Genomic DNA, 23,062 nt, shown 5'->3' with positions numbered 1-23,062 from the left:
TTCTAATGAAGCGGGATTTTTTATCTTTATCCAAAACATATTTTCATGCGAAAGAACATTTTTATTATTCTAATTACAGTTTTATTTGTCAATTGTAAACAATCGACAACTGCACAATTACAAACTAGTGCTTCTGATATTGCCGATATTATGAATTTTCTGGCTAGTGATGATCTCGGTGGACGAGATACTGGAAGTGAAGGCTTGGAAAAAGCGGCTCATTTTATTGAAGAAGAGTTTAAGAAATATAAAGTAGCTCCTTATTTTGAAACATACAGAGATGTTTTTGATGTAAAAGGTATAGAAACATATAATGTGGTAGGTTTTCTTAAAGGTACTGACAAAGAATTGGCTAAAGAAGTTATTGTGCTAGGAGCACATTTTGATCATATAGGTAGTGGGAAAGAGGTAAATGGGGATGTAATTGCCAATGGAGCTAATGATAATGCGGCAGGAAGTAGTGCAGTAATTTCTTTGGCAAAACAATTTGCTCAATTAAAAAATAATAAACGTAGCATTCTTTTTGTGTTATTTGGAGCAGAAGAAAGAGGGTTGCTTGGGTCAGAGCATCTTGCAAAAGTTTTGAAAGAAAAGAAAGTGGATCTATATGCAATGGTTAATTTTGAGATGATAGGTGTACCTCTAAATGATAAATCATACAAAGCTTATATCACTGGTTTTGATAAATCTAATATGGCTGAAAAAATCAATGAGTATGCAGGATCCGAGTTGATTGGGTATTTAGCAAAAGCCAAAGAGTTTCAATTGTTTATGAGAAGTGATAACTATCCATTTTATAAACAATTTAATGTGCCTTGTCAAACCATTTCTACCTTTGATTTTACTAACTATAACTATTATCATCATGTAGATGATGAAGTATCAGAAATGAACTTCGAATTTATGGCGGATCTTATTAATAGTTGCATTCCGGTAATTACTAAAATGGCAAATACACCTCAAAAAGAAATTAAATTAAACTAATAAAGATTTGGTAGATCTGACAGGTTTGTAAAGTAAACTTTGTAGTAGGAATGAAAAATATTATTATCACAGGAGCAAGTAGAGGGATAGGATATGAACTTGCAAAACTATTGGCTGATGAAGGGCATCAGATTTTAGCATTATCCAGAAATGAAAAGCCTATTGCTGATCTCCAGCACAAAAATATTGACACTTTTTCTTTTGATATCTGTAATGTCGAGAGTCATAAAAAGATGATAGATTATATTTCATCTTCTTGGGAACAAGTTGATATCTTGGTTAATAATGCAGGGATGTTACTAAATAAGCCTTTTGCAGAGATTTCTACTCAGGATTTTGAAGATGTCTATAAAGTAAATGTTTTTGGTGTAGCCGAAATTACACGTTTGGTTCTACCTTTTATGAAACCGGGTAGTCATGTGGTAACCATAAGTAGTATGGGAGGAATACAAGGAAGCATGAAATTCCCTGGGCTAGCAGCTTATAGTTCTAGTAAAGGGGCAGTTATAACGTTGAGTGAGTTATTGGCAGAAGAATATAAAGAAAGTGGAATAGCCTTTAATGTTTTGGCGCTAGGAGCTGTGCAAACCGAAATGTTGGAAGAAGCTTTTCCTGGGTATCAAGCACCACTAACAGCGATAGAAATGGCAAGTTATATTAGAGAGTTTTCTTTAACGGGTAATAAACTCTATAATGGAAAAGCACTTCAGGTCTCTAGTAGTACCCCTTAGGTACTAGTCATTGTTCTTTGGGATAGTGTCGAAAGAAATCTTTGTAGATATTAATTGCTCGCCATCGATTTCTATTTTTGAAGTTTTGATAAATGTCAGTATGGTGTCAGTTTTATGATCGAGTACAACTTTTGTTGTAACTTTTTTTACAGAATCTGAGATAGCTTCAAAAGAAGATATAAAGCTTACTTTCTTAAGTTTGGTTCCTTTTTCTGTAGAGAGAAGTTTGCTGCTATCGATTTTAACATTAAAATTAGGATTAGTTATGGCTAATGTTTCTCGATCCAAATATTCTTCGAGTTTTTGCGTGATCAATAGGATGTAAGCATCATTCTCGGATATCTCTGATGCTTCTTCTGCTTCTATATAAGATTCAGACGCCTCTATATCCATTGTTTTGGATTCGGAACTAGCATTATTAGCGCATCCAAAAGAAAGTAGTGATATTATAATATAGGTAAACTTTTTCATGACTTTATCCTGAATTTTAGTTTTACTATCTGTGTGTGTAGCTTTCGGGATTCTATAATCTCGATGTTTTTTAAACTTTGCGTTGGAGTGGTTAATCTATTTATAAATTCATCCTTAGTGTATATCTCTATACCCAATCGGTGGGGAAGCACTTGGAAAATAGTCGCGTCGTTAGCAATTATTTTGGACAACTCTTTTCTTCTGTTTTTCCAATCTTTTACTTTTCCATTAGCATAATAATGAAGCATTAAAGCATAATCATCTGTTTGAATTTGAAGATTTTCTTGTTGGCTTGATGATGCAATCCTGTATATGGTATCTGTTTTGTGATATGGAGATTGCACTACAAAACGGATATAATCATCTTTCGTTTTCCAAGTAAAACAACCAGTACTGTCACTTTTTAAATAGAAAGGAGATTCGTTATCATTAAGAATAATAATATCTATTGGTGTCTGGGTAATAGGTTGATTTCTATCCTGATCAATAAAACAAAAGCTAAATGTGTTTTGATTAGGAATAAGAAAATAAATACCAGTAAATAAACCAAACGCCAAAAGAGTGATCCAGAACCATTTTGAGATATCAATAGCTTTGGTGTGATTTAGGGGGTTAGTATGATTACTTTTAAAATCATTCCAATTTACAAATCCACAATATTGCGAAAGTAAATTTAGAATGTCAACTCTAGGAAGTTTTTCTGAGGAATTTTTAAAATAACTATAGAAGGACTTTTCACTGATTGAAGCTTTGACCTGTTCTTGTAAATCTTCCTTAAACAAAATAATATCTTGCCCTTTCCATTCAGAAATATCATGGCTAGATGCTGTGTTTTTCTTTAAAAACTGTTGTGTTACTGCTTTTTTAAGGAGATCAAACGCTATTTTTTCTTCAGAAGTTATAGTTGTAATATTTTGGTAATTAAGAGTTTGTGTTTTGTAAAATGTTTTACAATTGCTTTACAAGGGTTCTACAATGGGTAGATAAGATTAGCTTTTAAGTTTGTTTTCAGTTTAACAAGATAAAAAATATAAAAATGAAAACGAACAAAATTAGTGGTATAAAAAGAATAGTATTGAGTAGTATGATATTAATAGGTTTTTCTTGCTCCAAAGGACAACCTCATAATTATAAATCAGAAAACATAGCACTCGAAGAAACAGGAGAAACAGCACTTTTGAATTCATTTGAAACAGAAGGTGATTTAAAGTTAAACAACGAAAAGAAAAAAAGTTTTGATAACCAGGTCAAGATTATTAAAAATGGTAATTGTCGATTAAAGGTGAAGAATGTTGAAGAAGCAACATCATTAGCAAAAAAAATAGCTTCGAAGTACAAAGGCTATATTTCTGATGAAAGATTTACAAATACAAACTATACAAAAGAAAATAGGTTTACCATTAGGGTTCCACAAGACCTGTTTGATACTGTTTTGGATAGTATTTGCAGTTTTGCAGAATTTGTGGATCATAAAAATATATCTACAATAGATGTCACCGAAGAGTATATGGATATTAGCTCACGTTTAAAAACAAAGTTTGAGGTAAAAGAGCGTTATGAAACCATTCTAAGAACAAAAGCAAAAACAGTTGAAGATATTTTAAAAGCAGAGGAGAAATTGAGTCAACTTCAGGAAGAAATAGAATCTGCTCAAGGAAGGCTGAAGTACTTGAGTAATAGAGTGTCCTATAGTACAATCCAAGTAGATATGTATCAAACAATAATTCCGAAAGAAGAACCAGTAGGATATAAACCAGGGTTTTTGGATAAAGCAGAGGAAGGTTTGTCTTTTGGTTGGTCGGTTATAGAAAATTTAACATTGTTGTTGTTTTATATTTGGCCTTTACTAATTTTAGGGGTAGCTATTTTCGTGTATTTTAAATGGATACGGAAGTAAAAAAAATTGAGTTAAGTGCATCGCATCGATGCACTTAATTTTGTATTTTGCGCCAATGAAGGAAATACTGGGTAGATACATTCCTGAACGTGCTTTGGAGCCTGCATTCGATCTGATTATTAAGTGTAATGTGCATCTCAAAATTGTAAATGAAAGAGTTACACGACATGGGGATTATCGTAAAATGCCCGATGGAAGACATCAAATCACTGTAAATGCTTCTCTTAATAAATATCGTTTTCTTATTACATTAATACATGAGATTGCGCACCTTATTGCTTTTGAGAAATACGGACGTTATATAAAACCACATGGTATAGAATGGAAAAAAGTTTTTCAAAAATTAATGCTACCTTATATCAATCCAGAAGTTTTCCCATCAGTATTATTACCAGTTATAGCACATCATTTTAAAAATCCCAGAGCCAGTAGTGATACAGATGAAAAATTAGCATTAGCATTAAAACAATATGATCCTGCTAACGATAAAAATTATATCTTTGAGTTACCCCTCGGAAGTGTATTCCGATTATACAATGGAAAAGTCTTTAAGAAAGGTAATAAAAAAGTCAAACGTTATGAATGCGTAGAGCTTGATACAGGTAGAATTTATCTTTTTAACCCCAATGCAGAAGTTGAACTATTAAATTAATTATGAACAAAAATTATTATGCAATATTGATGGCTGGTGGAGTCGGGTCAAGATTTTGGCCTGTGAGCACCACAGAATTTCCAAAGCAGTTTCATGACATGTTAGGAACAGGAGAAACTTTGATTCAACGTACGTTCTCGCGCCTAGCTAAAATTGTACCAAAGGAAAATATATTTATCCTTACTAACGAACGATATAATAATTTGGTGTTACAGCAGTTACCTGAAGCAGAACAGCGCCAGGTGGTAACAGAGCCGGCAATGCGAAATACTGCACCTTGTATTTTGTATGCAGCTCTAAAAATTCAAAAAGATAATCCAGATGCAGTAATGGTAGTAGCGCCCAGTGATCATTGGATCGAAGATGAAAATGCATTTATCTCAGATCTGGAACAAAGCTTTACAGCATGCTCAAAGAGTGATATTTTAATGACTCTCGGGATTCAACCCACGTTTCCGAATACAGGGTATGGATATATTCAATATGATAAAGAAGATGAAGCCACCAGAAAAAAAGTAACTCAGTTCACAGAAAAACCAAATTACCAAACTGCAAAACAATTTATCTCAGAAGGTAATTATCTTTGGAATGCTGGGATTTTTATATGGAGTGTAAAAAGTATTGTTAGCGCTTTTGTAAAATTTCAAAAAGAAATGACTGCCTTGTTTGAAAAAGGGTCTCTTGTCTATAATACTGAGCAGGAGAACGATTTTATTCAAATAAATTATCCGTTGGCAGAAAATATATCTATTGATTATGCTATTTTAGAAAAAGCAGATAATGTATATGTGCTTCCTGCTACTTTTGACTGGAATGATTTAGGAACATGGGGATCTTTATATGATAAATTGGATAAAACAGATTCGGGTAACGCAGTTGTTAATGCTAGAGTGCTATCAGAAGATGCTTCTGGTAATATGATAAGAACTTCTAATGATAAAATTGTAGTAGTTGATGGATTGCAAGACTATATTGTTATAGATAAAGAAGAAGTGCTTTTAATCTATCCAAAAAAGAAAGAACAGGATATTAAAGAAGTACTGAAAAAAGTAAAAGATACATACGGCGAACAATACGGATAAAAACAATGACAGAGAACACAAATCAACCTGCTTCTAATCAGGAAGAAATGGCAAAATCTGTAAAAAGAGATGCCAAAGGGCTTTTTGCAAGCGTAAATACATTTGTTAGAGAATTATTAGATATCAGATCAGAAACTGATAAGGATCAGACTATAGAAGATGTTAAAAAAGATATTCCTTTTAAAGGGCATAACGCATGGATTCTTATTTTTTCTGTTTTTGTTGCTTCAATTGGTCTTAATGTAAGTTCTACTGCGGTAGTAATAGGAGCCATGTTAATTTCACCCTTAATGGGACCAATTGTCGGTGTAGGTTTGTCCATTGCAATTAATGATATTGATACTTTAAGGCGCTCATTGGTTAATCTTGGGGTAATGGTAGGTCTAAGTGTTCTTGCTGCTACATTGTATTTTTGGGTATCTCCTTTAACAGAATTAACACCAGAATTAGAGGCTAGAACGGCTCCAACCATTTTGGATGTTTTGGTTGCAGTTTTTGGAGGACTAGCACTTATTGTTGCAAAATCTAAAAAAGGAACAATGGCAAATGCCATCGCAGGAGTCGCTATTGCTACGGCATTAATGCCTCCTTTGTGTACAGTAGGATATGGGATAGCAGAACTAGAACCAGGGTATGCTTTTGGAGCATTATATCTATTCTCTATAAATGCTACTTTTATTGCATTGTCTACTTTTATAGTTTCTAAATTATTGCGTTTTCCAATGTTGCGATATGCCAATTCGGCAAAAAGAAAGCGTACCGCGCAATTTGCTTCTTTATTAGCAATATTAGTAATGGTACCTGCAAGTTATACGTTTTATGTAACGCTTAATGAAAGTAATGCAGAGAGAGATTATAAAAATTTTAAGGCTAATGAAATCGATGCTAACGAGAATTTATATCTCAGAAAAGATTTTTATGACTATAACAATGAGTCTATAAAGCTTTATTTTGATGGAGAAATTAATGAAGCGACAGTAAGTGATTTGCAAAATGAAATCAAAAAATACGCTAGTATTAGTGGTTTTGCATTAGCAATAAATGGTAATAAATCACGAGGGATTGATCAGATATCTAAAGCTTATGACAGATCAATTGAGCAGTTAAATCGTGTGGAAAAGGAAAATGATAAGCTACTGGATGAAATTGAAGATTTAAAGATTCAGATTGCTAGTATGGAAACCCAGCTTAAAGAAGCAAATGCAGTAGTTCCGGTTGCTGTTATGCCATATGCCAGTATAGCAAAAGATGCCAAAATACGTTTTCCTGACCTAGCAGAATTAGGGTACGGTGAAGTGCAAAAATCAAATTTTCTTAAAGTAGATACAGTTCAGGTTCTTTTTCCTAGATGGAAATTTCAGGTATCAGATAGTTTGGATGCTATTAGAGAAAATGCCCTTCGAGAATGGATTACTAAAGAGATGAAAGCTGATACTTTATATATAGAATAGAGTCATTTTTGTGCGAAAAGCTTTATGGCGAAATTATGGTTAAAACTTCTTCTAAGCTCAACACATTGATACGAGTGCTATTTGTATTAGGGGTGTTCATATTGCTGCAAAGTTGTATTGTAAGCAGGTTTAGTAGACCTAAATTAACGGGGTATGTGTTTGATTTAGAAAATATGCAACCCATTAGTGGGTGTAAGGTAGGAGAAACTCTTACGGATTCTACCGGGTATTATGAGTTGAAAGAAAAAAGATATAAGGAAATTGTTTTGATAGCAATGGAAGCACCACCCTTATCGGTTAGAGAGATTGTAAAAAAAGAAGGGTATGTAGCAGATACAATAAAAGCCTTTAATAGATATGGAGGAAGTGGAAAAAAGGGAAAACATTGGAAAATGGATACTATATACCTAAAAAGGAAAAACTAAAGATGTAGTTGTAGTAAGGTAAAATGATTTTGATAAAGATTTACCAAAATTATTGTCGGTGACATAGCTCTGTGTAACAGATATTACAAGAGAATAAGATATGATTACAAAAGAGATACCATCATTATGATGGTATCTCTTTTTAGGTTTATAGAGTATGATGAAAATTTAGTGTACTTCTTGCGAAGTTTAGTAGGTAATATCTTTTGAGTATATCACCCTTAATATATAGCGGTTATGTTTTTTTTATTCTTCTAATAATCAATCGGTTATTTTGCTTGTCCTTTTATTAGATTATTTTTTAAATATCCTTAATCGTTTCTGAATAAAATATTTCATGCTATTTCATTTAAAGTGCTTAGGGAATCAGTATAAAATGAATTGTGGCTTTTTATTGTTTAATTGCTACACTTTATGTAGCTTTGCTATCAAATATGTAGCAAAAAATTATGGCAACACCAAAACCAGGAAAACCCGTCAGAGGGTCAAAAACAGGACAACCAATTATGGCTCTTTTTGACCTGCTTGGTAGAAGTTGGGCTATGGGTATTATATGGCATTTGTATAAAGGTCCTAGTACTTTTAGGAAATTACAAGAATATTGTGAATCCATATCTCCAACTACTTTGAATAAGCGATTAAAGGAGTTGACAGAGTCTCACCTTATTGAAAGATCTCTTGATGGATATACTTTAACAGATCAAGGAAAAGAACTATTTGAATTACTATCCCCTCTAGGGAAATGGGCAAAAAGCTGGTCTACAAAATTTAGGGCTAAATGAAAAGACAATATTATAGTGATCCTTTTTTTGATAGAGCGGCTCAAAATAGAAATGTGCAGATCGATATTTCTGTAACTAATGTTTTGATTATTTCATTAGAGCAAAAGTTTTACTTTTTTCTGAAAAAAGAGAAAAAAGAACTTGCACTATTTCCTATAGAAATATTCGACAGTTTATCTATGGATGTTTCCTTTTTGGGATTGAGTGAAGAAAAAAATATATGGACCGCTCAATTAACCAAAAAAGATGTAGAGAATGTTTCAGAAGTTTTAGGTAATGGTGGGTTTTATGATATGAGAGACTTAGTAGATGAGTTAACAAATGAACAAGGAGCACTTTTGGCTTATGCTCTTGGTATAAATAAATGGAATCAAATAAGTAGATTTTGCGGCGTTTGCGGTTCAAAGACAAAAAGTAAGGAAAACGGTCATAGCCGAAAATGTAATAATTCTAAATGCTCTGCCATTTTTTACCCACAAATATCACCGGCTATTATCGTTTTGATTGAATATAAAGCCAAAGAAGGAGAGTCTCTCTGCTTATTAAATAAAAGAAAATTGAACAAAGGGTATATGTGTTCTACATTTGCAGGGTTTGTTGAAATAGGAGAAAGTTTAGAAGATGCTGTAGTAAGAGAAATGAAGGAAGAAGTGAATGTAGATGTGGTAAATCTACGTTATGTCGATTCTCAACCCTGGTCATTTTCCTCTTCAATAATGGTGGGCTTTGTTGCCGAGGTAGAGGATATGACCTTCAAGGTAGATGGAGAAGAGATTAAGGATGCTGCCTGGTTTTCTGCAAAACAAATAAAAGAGTTAACATCAAAGAACCAATTAATACTTTCAAAACCAGACTCTATTGCACGGTTCTTAATAGAAACCTGGGTTGATAATAATCTAAACTAAAGTTTTTATGAGAAAAATAGATAAACCTATACTGGGCGAATTTCCTTCTTACTCTCATATTTATATGGATTTACTAAAAGACGATGGTAAAATATTATACCATTTATGGAATAATTTTATTACTATCAAAAAGTTCATATACAATTTGCCCGAGAAAAAGCTCTATTATAGATATGCTGACAATAAATGGACAATAAAGGAAATTTTAGTCCATATCATTGATGATGAACGTATTTTTTCATATCGCGCTTTACGATATGCACGTAATGATAAAACACCTTTGCCTGGATTCGAAGAAAATAGCTATGCCTTATTTTCTGAAGCAAACAACAGGAGTTTAGAAAGTATTTTTGAGGAATACGAGGCAGTAAGAAAAGCTACTATAACGCTATTTAAATATTTGCCAGATAACTGTTTTATGAGAAATGGAACATCTGTAGGTAATATTAATAAAAGAACAGTCAGAGGGTTGGCGTATCATATTGCCGGTCATGAACTAAGACATTTTAATATCATAAAAGAACGATATTTAGGAATAAAATCATGAGAACATTAAGATTAATACATATAAAATATAATTATGTTTATTATCAACTTTAACTTTATTAAGCCAATAGAAGAGGTTAATCGTTTCACTGAAGCTCATCGCAATTATATCTTAACACAATACAAAGCAGAGAAGTTTGTATTAGGAGGTCCTAAATCTCCAAGAAATGGAGGGGTTATAATAGCAAATTGCGACTCAGAAGAAGAAGTTCATAAAATATTGAGTAAAGATCCTTTGATTCAAAAGGAAATAGCAGAATACAGTCTAATAGAGTTTAAACCTTTATTGAGCGTCGTAGGTTTAGGGCATTATATCAAGTAATAATACATTCGGAAACTTCTAGATTAAGACAAAAACTGATTTAGAAGTAGAAGTTATAGTGTGCTCTAAAACAAAAAAGATTTAGAATGTTACAATCCTTTTAACTGTGCATCTCTAACTTTTTTAAATAGATTTGAAGAGTACACAAAGTCTGTTACCGCTTTATTATCCGTTTTAAAGATTTGAGATTTGTCACCTTCCCACTCTAGATATCCATTTTTAAGAAATACTATTTTTTCTCCAATCTCCATAACAGAGTTCATATCGTGTGTATTGATTACTGTTGTAATATTATACTCCTCGGTGATTTCTTTAATAAGATTATCTATAACTATGGCGGTTCTGGGATCCAGTCCTGAGTTAGGCTCATCACAGAATAAGTATTTTGGTTTTGTTACAATAGCCCGAGCAATAGCTACTCGTTTTTGCATTCCTCCACTGATTTCAGATGGAAGTTTATTATTAGCATTCTCTAGATTTACACGAGCTAAAACTTCATGAACTCTTTCGAGCATTTCTTCTTTCTTTTGTTTGGTAAACATCATTAAAGGAAACATCACATTTTCTTCTACGGTCATAGAGTCAAACAAGGCGCTTCCTTGAAAAACCATTCCCATTTGTTCTCTCAAATCCCTTTGTTGTTGTTTGTTGAGATCAGAATATGTACTGCCATCATAGCAAATAGAGCCTTGCTCCGGTGTAAAAAGACCAAGCAAGCATTTTAAGAAAACGGTTTTTCCACTTCCACTGGTACCGATGATAAGATTAGTTTTGCCTCTATCAAAAGCAGTCGTAATACCTTTTAAAATATCTTCTCCGTTAAACCCTTTGTGTAAATCAGTAACTTCTATCATTAGCTTAATAATAATTGAGTGAGAATATAATTAGATATTACAATAGAAACGGTAGTCCATACAAAGGCAGATGTACTTGCTTTACCAACTTCTAATGCGCCTCCTTTCATATAATACCCATGAAAAGAAGGTATAGTAGCTAGTAAAAAGGAATATAAAAACGTCTTTATAAATGCGTAAATCAGATGATAAGGTATAAACTCTTCTCGTAATCCGGTCAAAAACTCTGAGCTAGAAATAAATCCACCATATACTCCTGCAATGTAGGCACCAAATATACCAGTAAACATGGCGATAGCAATAATAAAAGGATAGGTTAGCATTGCAATAACCTTAGGGAAGACCAAATAATTAAGCGAATTAATCCCCATTACTTCCAAAGCATCAATCTGCTCGGTAACTCTCATAGTTCCAATACTTGAAGTAATAAATGAGCCGACTTTACCAGCCATAATAACAGAAATAAAAGTAGGAGCAAATTCAAGAATAACCGATTGCCTGGAAGCAAAAGCTATTAACTTTTTTGGTATTAAAGGGTTTGTAAGGTTTAGAGCTGTCTGTATCGCTACAACAGCGCCAATAAAGAAAGCAAGGAATACTGTTATCCCTAAAGAGCCAATAATTAGATCATCAATCTCTTTAAATATCAGATTACGTATCACCGATCTTTTAGTCATTCGACTAAAAACACCCTTTAACATCAAAAAATAGCGACCAATATCGTCTAGGTAAAACATGTATTATTATTAGAAAAGCTAAAATAGAAAAAAAAAAATCCATAGCATTTAACCTTCCATTAAAGTTTTACATTTGTACAAATTGTACTTTAGCGATCTAAATTTAAAATAGTAATGACAAAGAATATATTCCTGATCTTATCCGTCGCCATAAGCTGTATTTCAGGTAGAGGGCAAGAGGTAGTGCGTGTTAACCATTCGCCAAAATTAGTAGTAGGTATTGTAGTGGATCAAATGAGATACGATTATATTACTCGTTTTTATGATCGATTTGGTGAGGGTGGTTTTAAACGTATGATTAATGAAGGGTTTAATTGTAAAAATAATCACTTTAACTATGTGCCTACTTATACTGGACCAGGACACGCTTCGGTCTACACAGGGACAACACCAAAAAATCATGGTATAATATCCAATCATTGGTATGATAAATTTGGTAAAGCCATGGTATATTGTGCAAGTGATTCTTTGGTAAAAGCGGTAGGGTCAGATACACACTTAGAAAAAATGTCTCCACGTCGTATGAAAACATCTACGGTTGCCGATCAAAACAGGTTACATACTCAATTGAGAGGAAAAACCATTGGAATTGCTATAAAAGATCGGGGGGCGATCTTACCAGCAGGGCATTCGGCTAATGGAGCCTATTGGTTTAGAGGAAAAGATGAAGGAAAATGGATTACAAGTACCTATTATTGTAATGAACTACCGGATTGGGTTAAAAAATTTAATGATTCTGATCGGGCAGAATCGTACTTAAGAGTATGGAATACACTATATGATATTAATACTTATATAGAAAGTGGTTCTGATCTTAATGAATTTGAAAGAGGATATACAGGAAAAGAGACAGCTACATTTCCTTATGATTTTGCAAAGCTAAAAGATCAGAATTCTGGATTCGATATTATTAAATCCTCAGCTTATGGAAATAGCTTAACTACAGATTTTGCAATAGCCGCTATTGATGGCGAGCAATTGGGAGCAGATAAGATTACAGACTTTCTTACCGTGAGTTTTTCGAGTACAGATTATGTTGGACATAATTTTGGAGTAAATTCTAAAGAAGTTCAAGACACCTATTTACGATTGGATAAGGATCTAGAGCGTTTTTTTAATACCCTCGATGCCAAAGTAGGTAAAGGTCAATATACAGTGTTTCTTACGGCAGATCACGGAGCAGTACATGTACCTGCATATTTGAAATCGGTTAAAATTCCTGCAGGTTATTTTGATAGAGATGGGTTTGCCAAAAAGGTGAAAACATTTGTAAAAGAAGAATTCAAGACAGGGGAGTTGATTGAAAATATATCAAATAATCAGATATTTTTTCATTATGCAGGTTTGAAAAAACATTCTGTTGCTCCAGAGGAATTACAGAAAAAACTTGCTCATTTTATATTACAAGAAAACCAGATAGATAAGGTGTTTACCAGGTATCAATTAGAAAACGGGCAATATACTACGGGTATTGGTGCTTTGATTCAAAAAGGGTATAATCAAAAAAGAAGTGGCGATATAGTGGTTGTTATGGATCCAGCTACAATATCATACTCAAGAACAGGTTCTACACATGGTAGTGGTTTGCCATATGATACGCATGCGCCTTTATTATTTTTTGGCCATGGTATACAAAAGGGAAGTACAACTCAAGAAACACATATTCCGGATATAGCACCTACAATTTCAGCATTACTAGGGATTTCTTTTCCTAATGGAGCTACCGGAAAGGTTTTGCCTTTTGTGTTAAAATAATTATTAGTGCTGATTTAGGCTAAGAAGACAGAAAAGCAAGTTTTTTTGTTAAGTCTGGTATCCAAAGTAATATGTGGATGCTTTTGGGGTTTTTGGATATTTTGAAGAAGGATACGCCGTTGCCTTGAGTCCTATGAGTTTTTTGAAGGAGGACGCGTCGTTACCCCGAGTTCAATAACTTTTTTGAAGCAGGACACGTCGTTACCTTGAGTTCTATGGCTTTTTTGAAGAAGGATACGCCGTTACCTTGAGTCCTATGAGTTTTTTGAAGCAGGACACGCCGTTACCTTGAGTTCTATGACTTTTTTGAAGAAGGATACGCCGTTACCTTGGGTTCTATGAGTTTTTTGAAGCAGGATAACAAGTTTTTCAAACTTAGATGCATAATATATGAATGAAAAAAATGAAATATCTCGTTATTATTTTATTTTAGAAATCTTCTTTATAATCTTATTCCACCTAAGCTTTCTAATAAATATTCCTTCGTCTTTAGTAACCAGGTAGGGTTGTTTGCTTTTTTTAGCTTTGAGGTATCCCAAAAGATAATCACTGATCAGAATGGGTTTCTTTTTTAGTAGTGCTAGTTTGATTGAGGCGATCAATGTAATCCCAAAGCCATATCGCATACGATAAAAAGCCTCACCTTGTTTATATTTTGCTTTTGGGTTATAGGTATTGCCGGTAGGTTTTAAGTGTTTTACATGTAAAGAAGTGTCTGTTTTTATATCCCAATGATGATACTGTGCTAACAATTCATCAATAGTATCCCATCCCATGGCAGGTTTAAGTCCCTTGATATCTTCAAAACATGCTTTTTTATAGCTTTTTAAAGCACCTCTTATGTGGTCTTTGTTGGTTAGGTTCTCTAATACCCAACTACCGCCTTTTTCGATATAGCAAAATCCACCAACCATTCCTGTTTGATCATTAGCATTAAAATGATGTACGATTTTTTCTAAATAATTAGATGGAAAAATGAGATCTGCATCGAATTTGCAAATGATATCATAATTAGTATCAAGTGTTTTGAGACCTTGATAAAAAGCATTGATCACCTTACTACCGGGCATGTGCTCAGAAGAAGAGCTGGTGTCGACCAAAGAGATAAAATCATATCGATTTATATAATCATTTGTAATAACTCTAGTTTTGTCTGTTGAGTTATCATTTACAACGACTATTTTTTCAGGAAGAAAAGTCTGTGAGACTAAAGAATCAAGAGTTTTGGTTATAAAACCTTCTTCATTATGAGCCGGTATGATAATATATATTTTCAAGAAGTGATTTTAAACTTTGATAAGGTATTGAAATTAAAAACAAATTAAAGAGTTTTTACTCTTTCTGCATACACAATATAGTATCTGGGAGTAAAAAACCGCAATATAGGACGCAAACCAACCTTTTTTATTGGGTGGGTCCATTTATCTCTAGCTACTATTCTCCACCCTGATTTTTCGAGTAACCAATCAAATTGCCAATCTTCAAATTCATGATAATGTCTGTCCCAAGGATCTGTTTTACTTCTATAAGCAGAAGAGAACCATAATTTTAAAGGTACAGAGGCTACTAGTTTATCCGATTTAATGTCCCTTAATACATTAAAAGGAGCAATGAGGTGTTCAAAAATTTCAAAAGCTGTAACAATATCGGTATTTTTTGTCTTAACGGTTTCCGTATCAAGATCCAGATCTTCTCCAGCAGTATTTGAGACAGTGTACCCCTCTTTTTCCATAAATTCTACAAAAGGATTTCTAACACCCAAATCTAAAATTGTTCCAGGAGCGGGTACATTTTTTCTAAGAAATTCTAATGTTTTTTGATACCGTTTATGAGGAAAACTTCCTTCGTACATAAATTATTTGTATTGGTTTCACCTTCTTGTTAGAGGCTAAATTATGCTATTTTTTTAAATAAAAAAGGGATACGATTAAGTATCCCATTCTTTATATAGTAGTGAGGTGTATTACTTACACTCTTTTGTATATTCGTATATATGTTTTGCAAATTCAGACCATTTTGGATTATCTCCATACTTTTCAATTAAAGCAGGGCAGTCACCAAAAAACATCTTGAATTCTTCATCATAATGTTTCTTTTTAAGACGAATAGCTACTTCGTCACCTTTTTTAACATAATATGACTTAGAAATTCCACCAGCTTTTAGTGGACCAATACCAATACTAGCAGTTTGTTTGGCATAAGGATCCTGAAAAACTTTAATCTTTTCGCAAAAAGAAGGGTTTACGAGTTGTACCATTAATGCTCTAGTTTTTTTCTTTACCCTTACTTCGGATTTTTCAAAATAGGCATATCCACTTTTGAATAGGTTTTGATCTAGATCTTCATTATTCCATTGGTCTGCATCTGTAATAAAATCTGTAAAGTTTGCCAATTTAGCCAAACCACTTGGCGGAAGGTACATAAACGAGATATTATCAGGTTTAATTTTTACTTTTTTGTCATTAAGGTCTCTTATTTTAACTTCTTCTATAAGTCCTTTTTCATATTTTAACTTTTTGAGATTTCCTTTAATGACTTCTCCTCCATCCATATGAAGATATGAGGTTTTCTTTTTTGAGAAACCATTAAATCCCGGTAAGAAGTTTTGAGCATGTGTGGATACATTAACACATACTAACAACAGTAAAGTTGAAATTAATTGCGTAGTAATTTTCATAAAAATTAGTGAATTTGAGTTTAAATTATTGCGGGTAAATATATAATTTCTTTTATGATATTGGGTATACTGTTGCTATATATGATGTAAGTATAGATAAAAAATGTGTTTTTGTCGATAAAAGAGATTTGAGAAATACGATCGAAGAGAGGTGAAAATATTAAAATTGATATAAAAATGCATTAATATTCATTCCTGCCCCTACACTGGCAAATAGTAAGACATCCCCTTTATTAATAGATTGATTTTTTATTTTTCCTTTTAATATAAGATCGAATAAGGTAGGGATAGTAGCAACACTACTGTTTCCTAGCTTTTGTATGCTCATGGGCATTATCCCTTCGGGAACTGCTTTGTCATAAAGATCATAGAATCTCTTTACAATGGCTTCATCCATTTTTTCATTGGCTTGATGGATGAGGATTTTTTTGATATCGGTAATATGAAAATCTGTTTTATCAAGGCAAGCTTTCATTGCATTAGGAACTTTGTTTAAAGCAAATTCATATATTTTTCTACCATACATTTTGATATACTTATTCTCATCGTCTGAGGTATTTTTATATGTTTTTCCGAAGAATAAAAAATTACTTTCTTCAAGAGTATAAGAGGCACTTATAGAGGAGATTATTCCTCCAGGTTCATTGGTTTTTTCTAGTATGACTGCTCCTGATCCATCTGAGTAAATCATAGAATCCCGATCATGTTTGTCTACCACTCGCGAAAGAGTTTCTGCCCCGATAATTAGACATTTTTGAGCCCTGTTGCCTATAATAAAAGAATGAGCTTGTATAACACCTTCTATCCAGCCAGGACAGCCAAAAAGTACATCATATGCAATACAATAAGGGTTTTTTATTTGCAATTTATGTTTTACTCTGGCAGCAAGACTGGGAACGGTATCTGCTTGAGAGGAATTTTTATTTACATCTCCAAAATTATGAGCTACGATAATATGATCAAGGGTTTCTGGGTCAATTTTGGAGTTTAGTATTGCTTTCTCTGCAGCGAGAAATGCCAGATCCGAAGTGTTTTGTTGGGGGGATGCATATCTACGCTCTTCAATACCAGTAATCTTTTTAAATTTGTCTATAATAGTAGTGGTATCTTGTTTAATTTGCAATCCGTCACCCGTAAAGAATTGATGATTAACAAAAGCGTTGTTTTTTTCAATTTCATTAGGGATATAGCTACCTGTGCCGGTTATTTTGATACTCATTGTCTCCAATTATAGGTTATGGAGTCGTAAGATAAGTATTACAAAGTATATTGTTATGCGCGCATAGTATGATTTACGATACCCAACCTCTTATTTATGATTTTGAGAGCGAAAAAAGTTACTTTATTTTTAATTGCATCATTGTAGCAATGGATAGGGCTCTTGTTTTAATTAATTCTGCTTTTTCTCCTTTAAAATTACTGTTAACCGTATCGCGAAATAGAGATAACCAAGTGTCAAAATGAATTTTTTCTAACTTTTTTTTATGGTCTAAATTCTTATGAATTTGCATTACATTCTTTTTGTAACCACCCGTTCTAAACAATTGCTGTTCCCAAAAGTCGGTTATTTCGGGAATATGCTCTTCGAGGTTAATTTTTGCTATTTCTGTAAAGAATTTACCAATTACAGGGTCTTTAAATGCATCATTATAAAAAGATTTCATTATAAACTCTATATCTTTTCTCGAAGAAATATCTTTCATCATTTACTGTTTTAATAAAAAAGAGACAACTATAAAGTCGCCTCTTTATAATTTCAAAAAGTTAATTTTTAAGCATCTGTTTCTTCCATATATTCCTCGATAGGAGTACAGGTACAGATTAAGTTTCTATCACCATAAGCATCATCTACACGACGTACAGATGGCCAAAATTTATTATCAGTTATATAAGGTAATGGATATGCTGCCTGTTCTCTTGTATAAGGGAAATCCCATGTATCGGCAGTTAGCATTGCCATGGTATGGGGAGCATTTTTCATTATATTATTAGGATTGTCGAGGTTGGCATCTGCTATTTCACGGCGTATAGAAAGCATGGCGTCACAAAAACGATCTAATTCTGATTTACTTTCACTTTCGGTTGGTTCAATCATTATGGTTCCTGCTACAGGAAAAGATACTGTAGGCGCATGAAAGCCATAATCCATAAGTCGTTTTGCAATATCGGTAACTTCTATACCGTTTGCTTTAAAAGGTCTACAATCAATGATCATTTCATGCGCGGCTCTTCCTCTTTCTCCGACATATAATACATCATATTCTCCGTCAAGGCGCTCTTTGATGTAATTAGCATTTAGAATTGCATACTCGGTAGCTTCTTTCAGTCCTTTTGCTCCAAGCATTGTGATATATCCATAAGATATTAAACATGCCAGAGCGGAGCCCCAAGGTGCTGCAGAAATTGCAGAAATTGCATGATCACCTCCAGAGGCAATAATAGGATTACCTGGTAAAAAAGGAACTAATTGTTCTGCTACACAAATAGGACCTACGCCAGGACCACCACCACCATGTGGTATTGCAAAAGTTTTATGCAAATTCAGGTGACATACATCTGCACCAATCACTCCTGGATTAGTCAGACCAACTTGAGCATTCATATTAGCTCCGTCCATATACACCTGTCCTCCGTTATCATGGATGATTTTAGTGATTTCTTTTATAGCTGATTCATACACTCCATGTGTAGATGGGTAAGTTACCATTAAAGCAGCAAGATTATCTTTGTGTTTTAGTGCTTTTTCTCTAAGATCTTCTACATCGATGTTGCCCTCTTCGGTAGCTTTGGTAACAACCACCTTCATTCCAGCCATAACTGCAGAAGCAGGATTGGTACCATGAGCAGAGGACGGAATTAAACAAATGTTACGATGATGATCTCCTTTTGATTCATGATAGGCTCTGATCACCATTAGACCAGCAAATTCTCCCTGAGCACCAGAATTCGGTTGTAATGAAGTAGCAGCAAAACCAGTGATTTCTGTAAGTTGTTCTTCAAGCTTTTTAAGAACAATTTGATATCCTTCTGCTTGTTGTATTGGTACAAAAGGATGTATGTTTCCCCATTGAGGATCACTAAGAGGTAGCATTTCGGATGCTGCATTAAGTTTCATTGTACATGATCCTAATGGGATCATAGAATGATTTAATGAGAGGTCTTTGCGCTCTAGTTTTTTAATATACCTCATCAATTCTGTCTCAGAATGATAAGTGTTAAATACATCACTTGTTAAGAATTCTGTATTACGCTTTAGGTTGTCATGAATGGTATTAGAGTCACTTATTTTTTCTATTACAATTGTGTCTTTTTCTACCGACTGAGCAAAAATTGATATAATAGTATTAATGTCGTTAACCGTTGTTGCCTCGTTTAAAGAAATAGAAATTGTTTCAGAATCGGGGTAGTAAAAGTTTACGTCATTAGTTTCTGCTATCTCTTTTATTTTATTTGCATTAGCCTGTACACGAATAGTATCAAAATAAGCAGTGTTAAGTTGGTGAAAACCTAACTTTTCTAGAGCAGTGCTCAATGTTGATGCAGAAGCATTAACTTTTGAAGCAATATATGTTAATCCCTCTTGTCCGTGATATACACTATACATCCCTGCCATTACAGCCAGTAATACTTGTGCAGTACAGATATTAGAAGTTGCTTTATCTCGTTTGATGTGCTGTTCTCTGGTTTGTAATGCCATTCTAAGGGCACGATTACCATTTGTATCTTGAGTAACACCAATAATTCTTCCGGGGATATTTCTTTTATATTCTTCTCTTGTAGCAAAGAAAGCTGCATGAGGTCCTCCATATCCTAATGGGATTCCAAAACGTTGTGTTGTTCCTACAACAACATCGGCGTCAAAACTTCCAGGAGATTTAAGAGATACCAAACTAAGAATATCAGCAGCTATTGCTACTTTGATCTCTGCTTGGTGGGATTTTTTTACAAAATCAGCATAGTCATATACCTGACCTGATTTACCAGGGTATTGTAAAATCGCACCATAAAACTCGTTTGAGAAATCAAATTGTTGGTGATCCCCTATTACTAGTTGAATATTAAGAGGAGTAGCTCTTGTTTGTAATAAAGAAAGAGTTTGAGGCAATATTTCTTCGGAAACAAAAAATTTGTTTACCCCATTTTTTTTCTGATCTCTTGATCGCACAGCATATAGCATAGTCATTGCTTCTGCGGCAGCCGTACTTTCATCTAATAACGAAGCATTTGCAAGTTCCATACCAGTTAAATCACAGATCATCGTCTGATAATTTAATAAAGCCTCAAGCCTACCTTGTGCAATTTCTGCTTGATATGGGGTATATGCTGTATACCATCCTGGGTTTTCTAAGATATTTCGTTGAATAACAGCAGGTAAACAAGCTTCATGGTATCCTAGACCTATATAGGTTTTGAAAACTTTATTTTTTGCAGAAAGCTTTTGTATATGGGCAGAATACTCTTGTTCACTCATTGCTGAAGCAAGATTCAGTGGAGTTTTTAGCAGAATATCATCAGGGACAGTTTGATAGATTAATTGTTGTATAGAATCTACCTTAATTGTGTTTAACATTTCGCCGAGATCCTTTGTTGACGGACCTATATGACGTAGTTTAAATGAATCAGTTTTCATATTGAAAAAGAACAGTTGAAATTGAGACGGCAAAAATACATATTTAATTACTAAAACTTTCACAATTAATTAACCTAGATATATCGAGTTTTTAACCAAATTCGGGTTTTATTAACAGATAACCCTAAAACCGCAACGTGGAAACCTTAAAAAGCATATTCAAATTTTATATAAATGGTAGTATTCATGTAGCTCTGGCGATGTGTGCTCTAGTACAAGTGACCTTTATAAAATTTGGAATATCAGGGCAGCATACTTTTCTTTTTTTTAGTTTTTTTGGAGCTGTTACTGCTTATAATTTTGTAAAATACTCTAAAGTCTCCAAGCTATACCATAGAAGGTTGACCAAGTCTATGAAAGGTATCCAGGTTTTAACGGCTATTACATGTTTGTTATTTATCTCTTTTGCGTTCAAAATATCTCTTAAGACGTTGGTATATATGTTACCATTTATAGTGCTTACTGTATTGTATGCAGTACCTATTTTTCCTAACAAAGGAAATTTAAGAAGTCTTGCCGGGGTAAAGATTTTTATTATTGGGATGGTATGGGCAGGAATAACAGTACTGGTTCCTCTTGTACATGCTAACGTGAATTTGGATTTTGATTTTTTGATCGAAATGATTCAGCGTTTTTTATTTATTGTTGTTATGATGTTACCTTTTGAGGTAAGAGATCTTCAATATGATTCTACAGCTCTAGAAACAATCCCTCAAAAAATTGGGGTAACTAGAACCAAGGTTTTTGGAAGTGTTTTATTGGTGCTTTTTTTATTGTTAACAGCCGTAAAAGTTGAGTTGTTATCTTCGATAGAAATTTTGAGCACAATATTAATCACTACAATTAGTTTACTTTTCTTATGGGGTACAGAAAAAAAACAATCAGAGTATTATTGCTCCTTTTGGATAGAGAGTATTCCAATAATGTGGTTTGTGATATTGATAATCCTAGAAAATTTATTTAGATAACTTCTTTTTTATCTGTTGTTTCATTACTTCTTTATCAGAAGGGCTAATGACATGTGTATTGGCTTTGTCAATAGTTTTGGTGAGTTTTGTATTTCTTTTTGAATAAGCGCGAGTAACCTTACAATATACCAAGCGAATATTAAGTCTTACTATTTCTAAAAAAGAGGCTTCTCCATATTGATTTTTATCACAAATATGTTTTGCTTCTTCACAGGATACAAATAGCTTATTCTTATTAGTAGTTTTCATTGTTATGTGTTGGCGTAATTTTTTTACTTAAGGGTGTTAAATTACTGTTGCATTTTTTGTTTTAATCGCTCTTTCATTGCTTCCTTATCTGTTCTATTAATGCTAATGACTTTTGGGTCTTTGACTAATTTGGTTAATTTACCATTGTTAGTAGAATATTTCCTGCATGCCCTGCAATAGATAAGATGAATATTAAGTCTTACTTTTTCCCAAAACGTAGCTTCTTTATATTGATTCTTATCACAAAAGTGATTCGCATCTGGACAACTTACAAAAATTCCTTTTCTTTTACTCATTTTTCCTAAAACCAATTTTTTTCTAAACACTCTGCCATTGCTGTACGTGCTCTATGGATAATAACCCATAAGTTAGACGCGGTAATATCAAATTCATTACAAATTGCTTCAGTATCGAAACCTTGTATTGTTTTCATTTTAAAAATACTAGCTTGTTTATGAGGTAATTTTCCCAAACAATTATGTATTGCCAAGCCAAGTTCTTTATTTTCAATTTCACCTTCAGCGTTTGCATCGTATGGATCGGCTACTCGCTCTTCTAACCAGTCTCCTTCTGTTTCAGAATCAGAAGTGTAATTTATTCTTACTTCTGCCTTGCCCTTATTGCTATTAATTTTTCGGTAATGATCAATGATTTTTCTTTTTAGAATAGAAATGAGCCAGGTACGCTCACTTGCTTCTCCTTTGAAATTTTTCATAGACTTAAGTCCCGCAAAGAATGTTTCTTGTACTAGATCTTGCGCAATTTCTTTATCATCAACTCGTACAATGGTATAGTTAAACAGATAATCACTGTATTTATCCACCCATGTATTGGGGTCTATGGTGTTTGTTGACATGGTTTTTTCGATTGTTATATTTATCAAAAATAGGATAAAAAGTTGAATCTTATAAACGCTTCACAGAAAGAATGCTCTATATCAATAT

At 33.4% G+C, this 23,062-nt stretch carries 26 protein-coding genes; 13 read left to right on the top strand and 13 right to left on the bottom strand.

What is annotated here, in order from left to right:
- The first annotated feature begins 45 nt into the window (after positions 1–45).
- Together C1X07_RS16110 and C1X07_RS16105 are read left to right on the top strand one after the other, a co-directional pair.
- Positions 46–984, top strand: coding sequence for a M20/M25/M40 family metallo-hydrolase (locus C1X07_RS16110; RefSeq protein ID WP_103071058.1), 939 nt, complete (start codon positions 46–48; stop codon positions 982–984).
- Between the two features lie 50 nt (positions 985–1,034).
- Positions 1,035–1,715 carry an SDR family NAD(P)-dependent oxidoreductase gene (locus tag C1X07_RS16105; RefSeq protein WP_103071057.1) on the top strand — a complete coding sequence of 227 codons (681 nt, stop codon included), beginning with the start codon at positions 1,035–1,037 and terminating at the stop codon, positions 1,713–1,715.
- Positions 1,716–1,718: 3 nt separating this feature from the next.
- Here the strand turns inward: C1X07_RS16105 and C1X07_RS16100 are convergent, their stop codons facing one another.
- Together C1X07_RS16100 and C1X07_RS16095 are read right to left on the bottom strand one after the other, a co-directional pair.
- Positions 1,719–2,186, bottom strand: a complete 468-nt coding sequence (locus tag C1X07_RS16100; protein WP_128755303.1) for a hypothetical protein — start codon at positions 2,184–2,186, stop codon at positions 1,719–1,721.
- Positions 2,183–2,968, bottom strand: a complete 786-nt coding sequence (locus tag C1X07_RS16095) for a hypothetical protein (RefSeq protein ID WP_103071055.1) — start codon at positions 2,966–2,968, stop codon at positions 2,183–2,185. The genes C1X07_RS16100 and C1X07_RS16095 overlap by 4 nt, the downstream gene beginning before the upstream one ends.
- 254 nt (positions 2,969–3,222) lie before the next feature.
- Between C1X07_RS16095 and C1X07_RS16090 the strand changes: the two genes are divergently transcribed.
- From C1X07_RS16090 to C1X07_RS16050, 9 genes are all read left to right on the top strand, one after another.
- Entirely contained in the window at positions 3,223–4,083 is an 861-nt protein-coding gene (locus C1X07_RS16090; RefSeq protein ID WP_103071054.1) for a DUF4349 domain-containing protein, read from the top strand.
- Positions 4,084–4,138: 55 nt separating this feature from the next.
- On the top strand, positions 4,139–4,735 hold the full coding sequence (locus tag C1X07_RS16085; RefSeq protein ID WP_103071053.1) for a SprT-like domain-containing protein: 597 nt from the start codon (positions 4,139–4,141) through the stop codon (positions 4,733–4,735).
- A gap of 2 nt (positions 4,736–4,737) precedes the next feature.
- Positions 4,738–5,817 carry a mannose-1-phosphate guanylyltransferase gene (locus C1X07_RS16080; RefSeq protein ID WP_103071052.1) on the top strand — a complete coding sequence of 360 codons (1,080 nt, stop codon included), beginning with the start codon at positions 4,738–4,740 and terminating at the stop codon, positions 5,815–5,817.
- A gap of 5 nt (positions 5,818–5,822) precedes the next feature.
- Entirely contained in the window at positions 5,823–7,268 is a 1,446-nt protein-coding gene (locus tag C1X07_RS16075; protein WP_103071051.1) for a DUF389 domain-containing protein, read from the top strand.
- A gap of 35 nt (positions 7,269–7,303) precedes the next feature.
- Positions 7,304–7,693, top strand: a complete 390-nt coding sequence (locus tag C1X07_RS16070; RefSeq protein WP_103071050.1) for a hypothetical protein — start codon at positions 7,304–7,306, stop codon at positions 7,691–7,693.
- Between the two features lie 449 nt (positions 7,694–8,142).
- Positions 8,143–8,475 (top strand): winged helix-turn-helix transcriptional regulator, encoded by a 333-nt coding sequence (locus tag C1X07_RS16065; protein WP_103071049.1) that lies wholly within the window; start codon positions 8,143–8,145, stop codon positions 8,473–8,475.
- Positions 8,472–9,380, top strand: coding sequence for an NAD(+) diphosphatase (gene nudC / locus C1X07_RS16060; RefSeq protein WP_103071048.1), 909 nt, complete (start codon positions 8,472–8,474; stop codon positions 9,378–9,380). Before C1X07_RS16065 ends, nudC begins: the two co-directional genes overlap by 4 nt.
- Before the next feature lie 7 nt (positions 9,381–9,387).
- Positions 9,388–9,927, top strand: a complete 540-nt coding sequence (locus tag C1X07_RS16055) for a DinB family protein (RefSeq protein WP_103071047.1) — start codon at positions 9,388–9,390, stop codon at positions 9,925–9,927.
- A gap of 33 nt (positions 9,928–9,960) precedes the next feature.
- Entirely contained in the window at positions 9,961–10,248 is a 288-nt protein-coding gene (locus tag C1X07_RS16050) for a YciI family protein (protein ID WP_103071046.1), read from the top strand.
- A gap of 89 nt (positions 10,249–10,337) precedes the next feature.
- Here C1X07_RS16050 and C1X07_RS16045 read toward each other — a convergent pair whose 3' ends face one another.
- Both C1X07_RS16045 and C1X07_RS16040 read right to left on the bottom strand, forming a co-directional pair.
- Positions 10,338–11,102 (bottom strand): ABC transporter ATP-binding protein, encoded by a 765-nt coding sequence (locus C1X07_RS16045; protein ID WP_103071045.1) that lies wholly within the window; start codon positions 11,100–11,102, stop codon positions 10,338–10,340.
- Positions 11,102–11,839 (bottom strand): MlaE family ABC transporter permease, encoded by a 738-nt coding sequence (locus C1X07_RS16040; RefSeq protein WP_103071044.1) that lies wholly within the window; start codon positions 11,837–11,839, stop codon positions 11,102–11,104. Before C1X07_RS16040 ends, C1X07_RS16045 begins: the two co-directional genes overlap by 1 nt.
- A 114-nt stretch (positions 11,840–11,953) precedes the next feature.
- Here C1X07_RS16040 and pafA point away from each other — a divergent pair, with 114 nt between their 5' ends.
- Entirely contained in the window at positions 11,954–13,594 is a 1,641-nt protein-coding gene (gene pafA, locus C1X07_RS16035; protein ID WP_103071043.1) for an alkaline phosphatase PafA, read from the top strand.
- Positions 13,595–14,013: 419 nt separating this feature from the next.
- Here the strand turns inward: pafA and C1X07_RS16030 are convergent, their stop codons facing one another.
- The 6 genes from C1X07_RS16030 to gcvP form a co-directional block, all read right to left on the bottom strand.
- Entirely contained in the window at positions 14,014–14,871 is an 858-nt protein-coding gene (locus tag C1X07_RS16030; RefSeq protein WP_103071042.1) for a glycosyltransferase, read from the bottom strand.
- 44 nt (positions 14,872–14,915) lie between these two features.
- Positions 14,916–15,446, bottom strand: a complete 531-nt coding sequence (locus tag C1X07_RS16025; protein ID WP_103071041.1) for a class I SAM-dependent methyltransferase — start codon at positions 15,444–15,446, stop codon at positions 14,916–14,918.
- Between the two features lie 111 nt (positions 15,447–15,557).
- Positions 15,558–16,271, bottom strand: a complete 714-nt coding sequence (locus C1X07_RS16020) for a hypothetical protein (protein ID WP_103071040.1) — start codon at positions 16,269–16,271, stop codon at positions 15,558–15,560.
- 160 nt (positions 16,272–16,431) lie between these two features.
- Positions 16,432–17,490 (bottom strand): 3-oxoacyl-ACP synthase III family protein, encoded by a 1,059-nt coding sequence (locus C1X07_RS16015; RefSeq protein ID WP_103071039.1) that lies wholly within the window; start codon positions 17,488–17,490, stop codon positions 16,432–16,434.
- Between the two features lie 118 nt (positions 17,491–17,608).
- Positions 17,609–17,977: a group III truncated hemoglobin gene (locus tag C1X07_RS16010; protein WP_241507272.1), complete on the bottom strand. Its 369-nt coding sequence runs from the start codon at positions 17,975–17,977 to the stop codon at positions 17,609–17,611.
- A gap of 65 nt (positions 17,978–18,042) precedes the next feature.
- The gene (gcvP, locus tag C1X07_RS16005; RefSeq protein ID WP_103071037.1) at positions 18,043–20,901 is read right to left on the bottom strand and encodes an aminomethyl-transferring glycine dehydrogenase; all 2,859 of its coding nucleotides are present in this window, start codon (positions 20,899–20,901) and stop codon (positions 18,043–18,045) included.
- A 137-nt stretch (positions 20,902–21,038) separates the two neighbouring features.
- Here gcvP and C1X07_RS16000 point away from each other — a divergent pair, with 137 nt between their 5' ends.
- Positions 21,039–21,869 (top strand): UbiA prenyltransferase family protein, encoded by an 831-nt coding sequence (locus tag C1X07_RS16000; protein WP_128755301.1) that lies wholly within the window; start codon positions 21,039–21,041, stop codon positions 21,867–21,869.
- On the opposite strand, the gene C1X07_RS15995 is transcribed toward C1X07_RS16000, so the two are convergent.
- The 3 genes from C1X07_RS15995 to C1X07_RS15985 are packed head-to-tail and all read right to left on the bottom strand — an operon-like array spanning position 21,858 to position 22,974.
- Positions 21,858–22,118 carry a hypothetical protein gene (locus C1X07_RS15995; protein WP_103071035.1) on the bottom strand — a complete coding sequence of 87 codons (261 nt, stop codon included), beginning with the start codon at positions 22,116–22,118 and terminating at the stop codon, positions 21,858–21,860. The two genes, C1X07_RS16000 and C1X07_RS15995, sit on opposite strands and share 12 nt — an antisense overlap.
- A gap of 41 nt (positions 22,119–22,159) precedes the next feature.
- Entirely contained in the window at positions 22,160–22,414 is a 255-nt protein-coding gene (locus C1X07_RS15990; RefSeq protein ID WP_103071103.1) for a hypothetical protein, read from the bottom strand.
- 5 nt (positions 22,415–22,419) lie between these two features.
- Positions 22,420–22,974, bottom strand: a complete 555-nt coding sequence (locus C1X07_RS15985) for a sigma-70 family RNA polymerase sigma factor (RefSeq protein ID WP_103071034.1) — start codon at positions 22,972–22,974, stop codon at positions 22,420–22,422.
- Positions 22,975–23,062: the final 88 nt, after the last annotated feature.

The organism is Aquimarina sediminis (assembly GCF_002895435.1).
Classification (GTDB): Bacteria; Bacteroidota; Bacteroidia; order Flavobacteriales; family Flavobacteriaceae; genus Aquimarina; species Aquimarina sediminis.
Note: the sequence above shows the minus strand (reverse complement) of the source record. Positions and strands in the feature narration are given on the sequence as shown.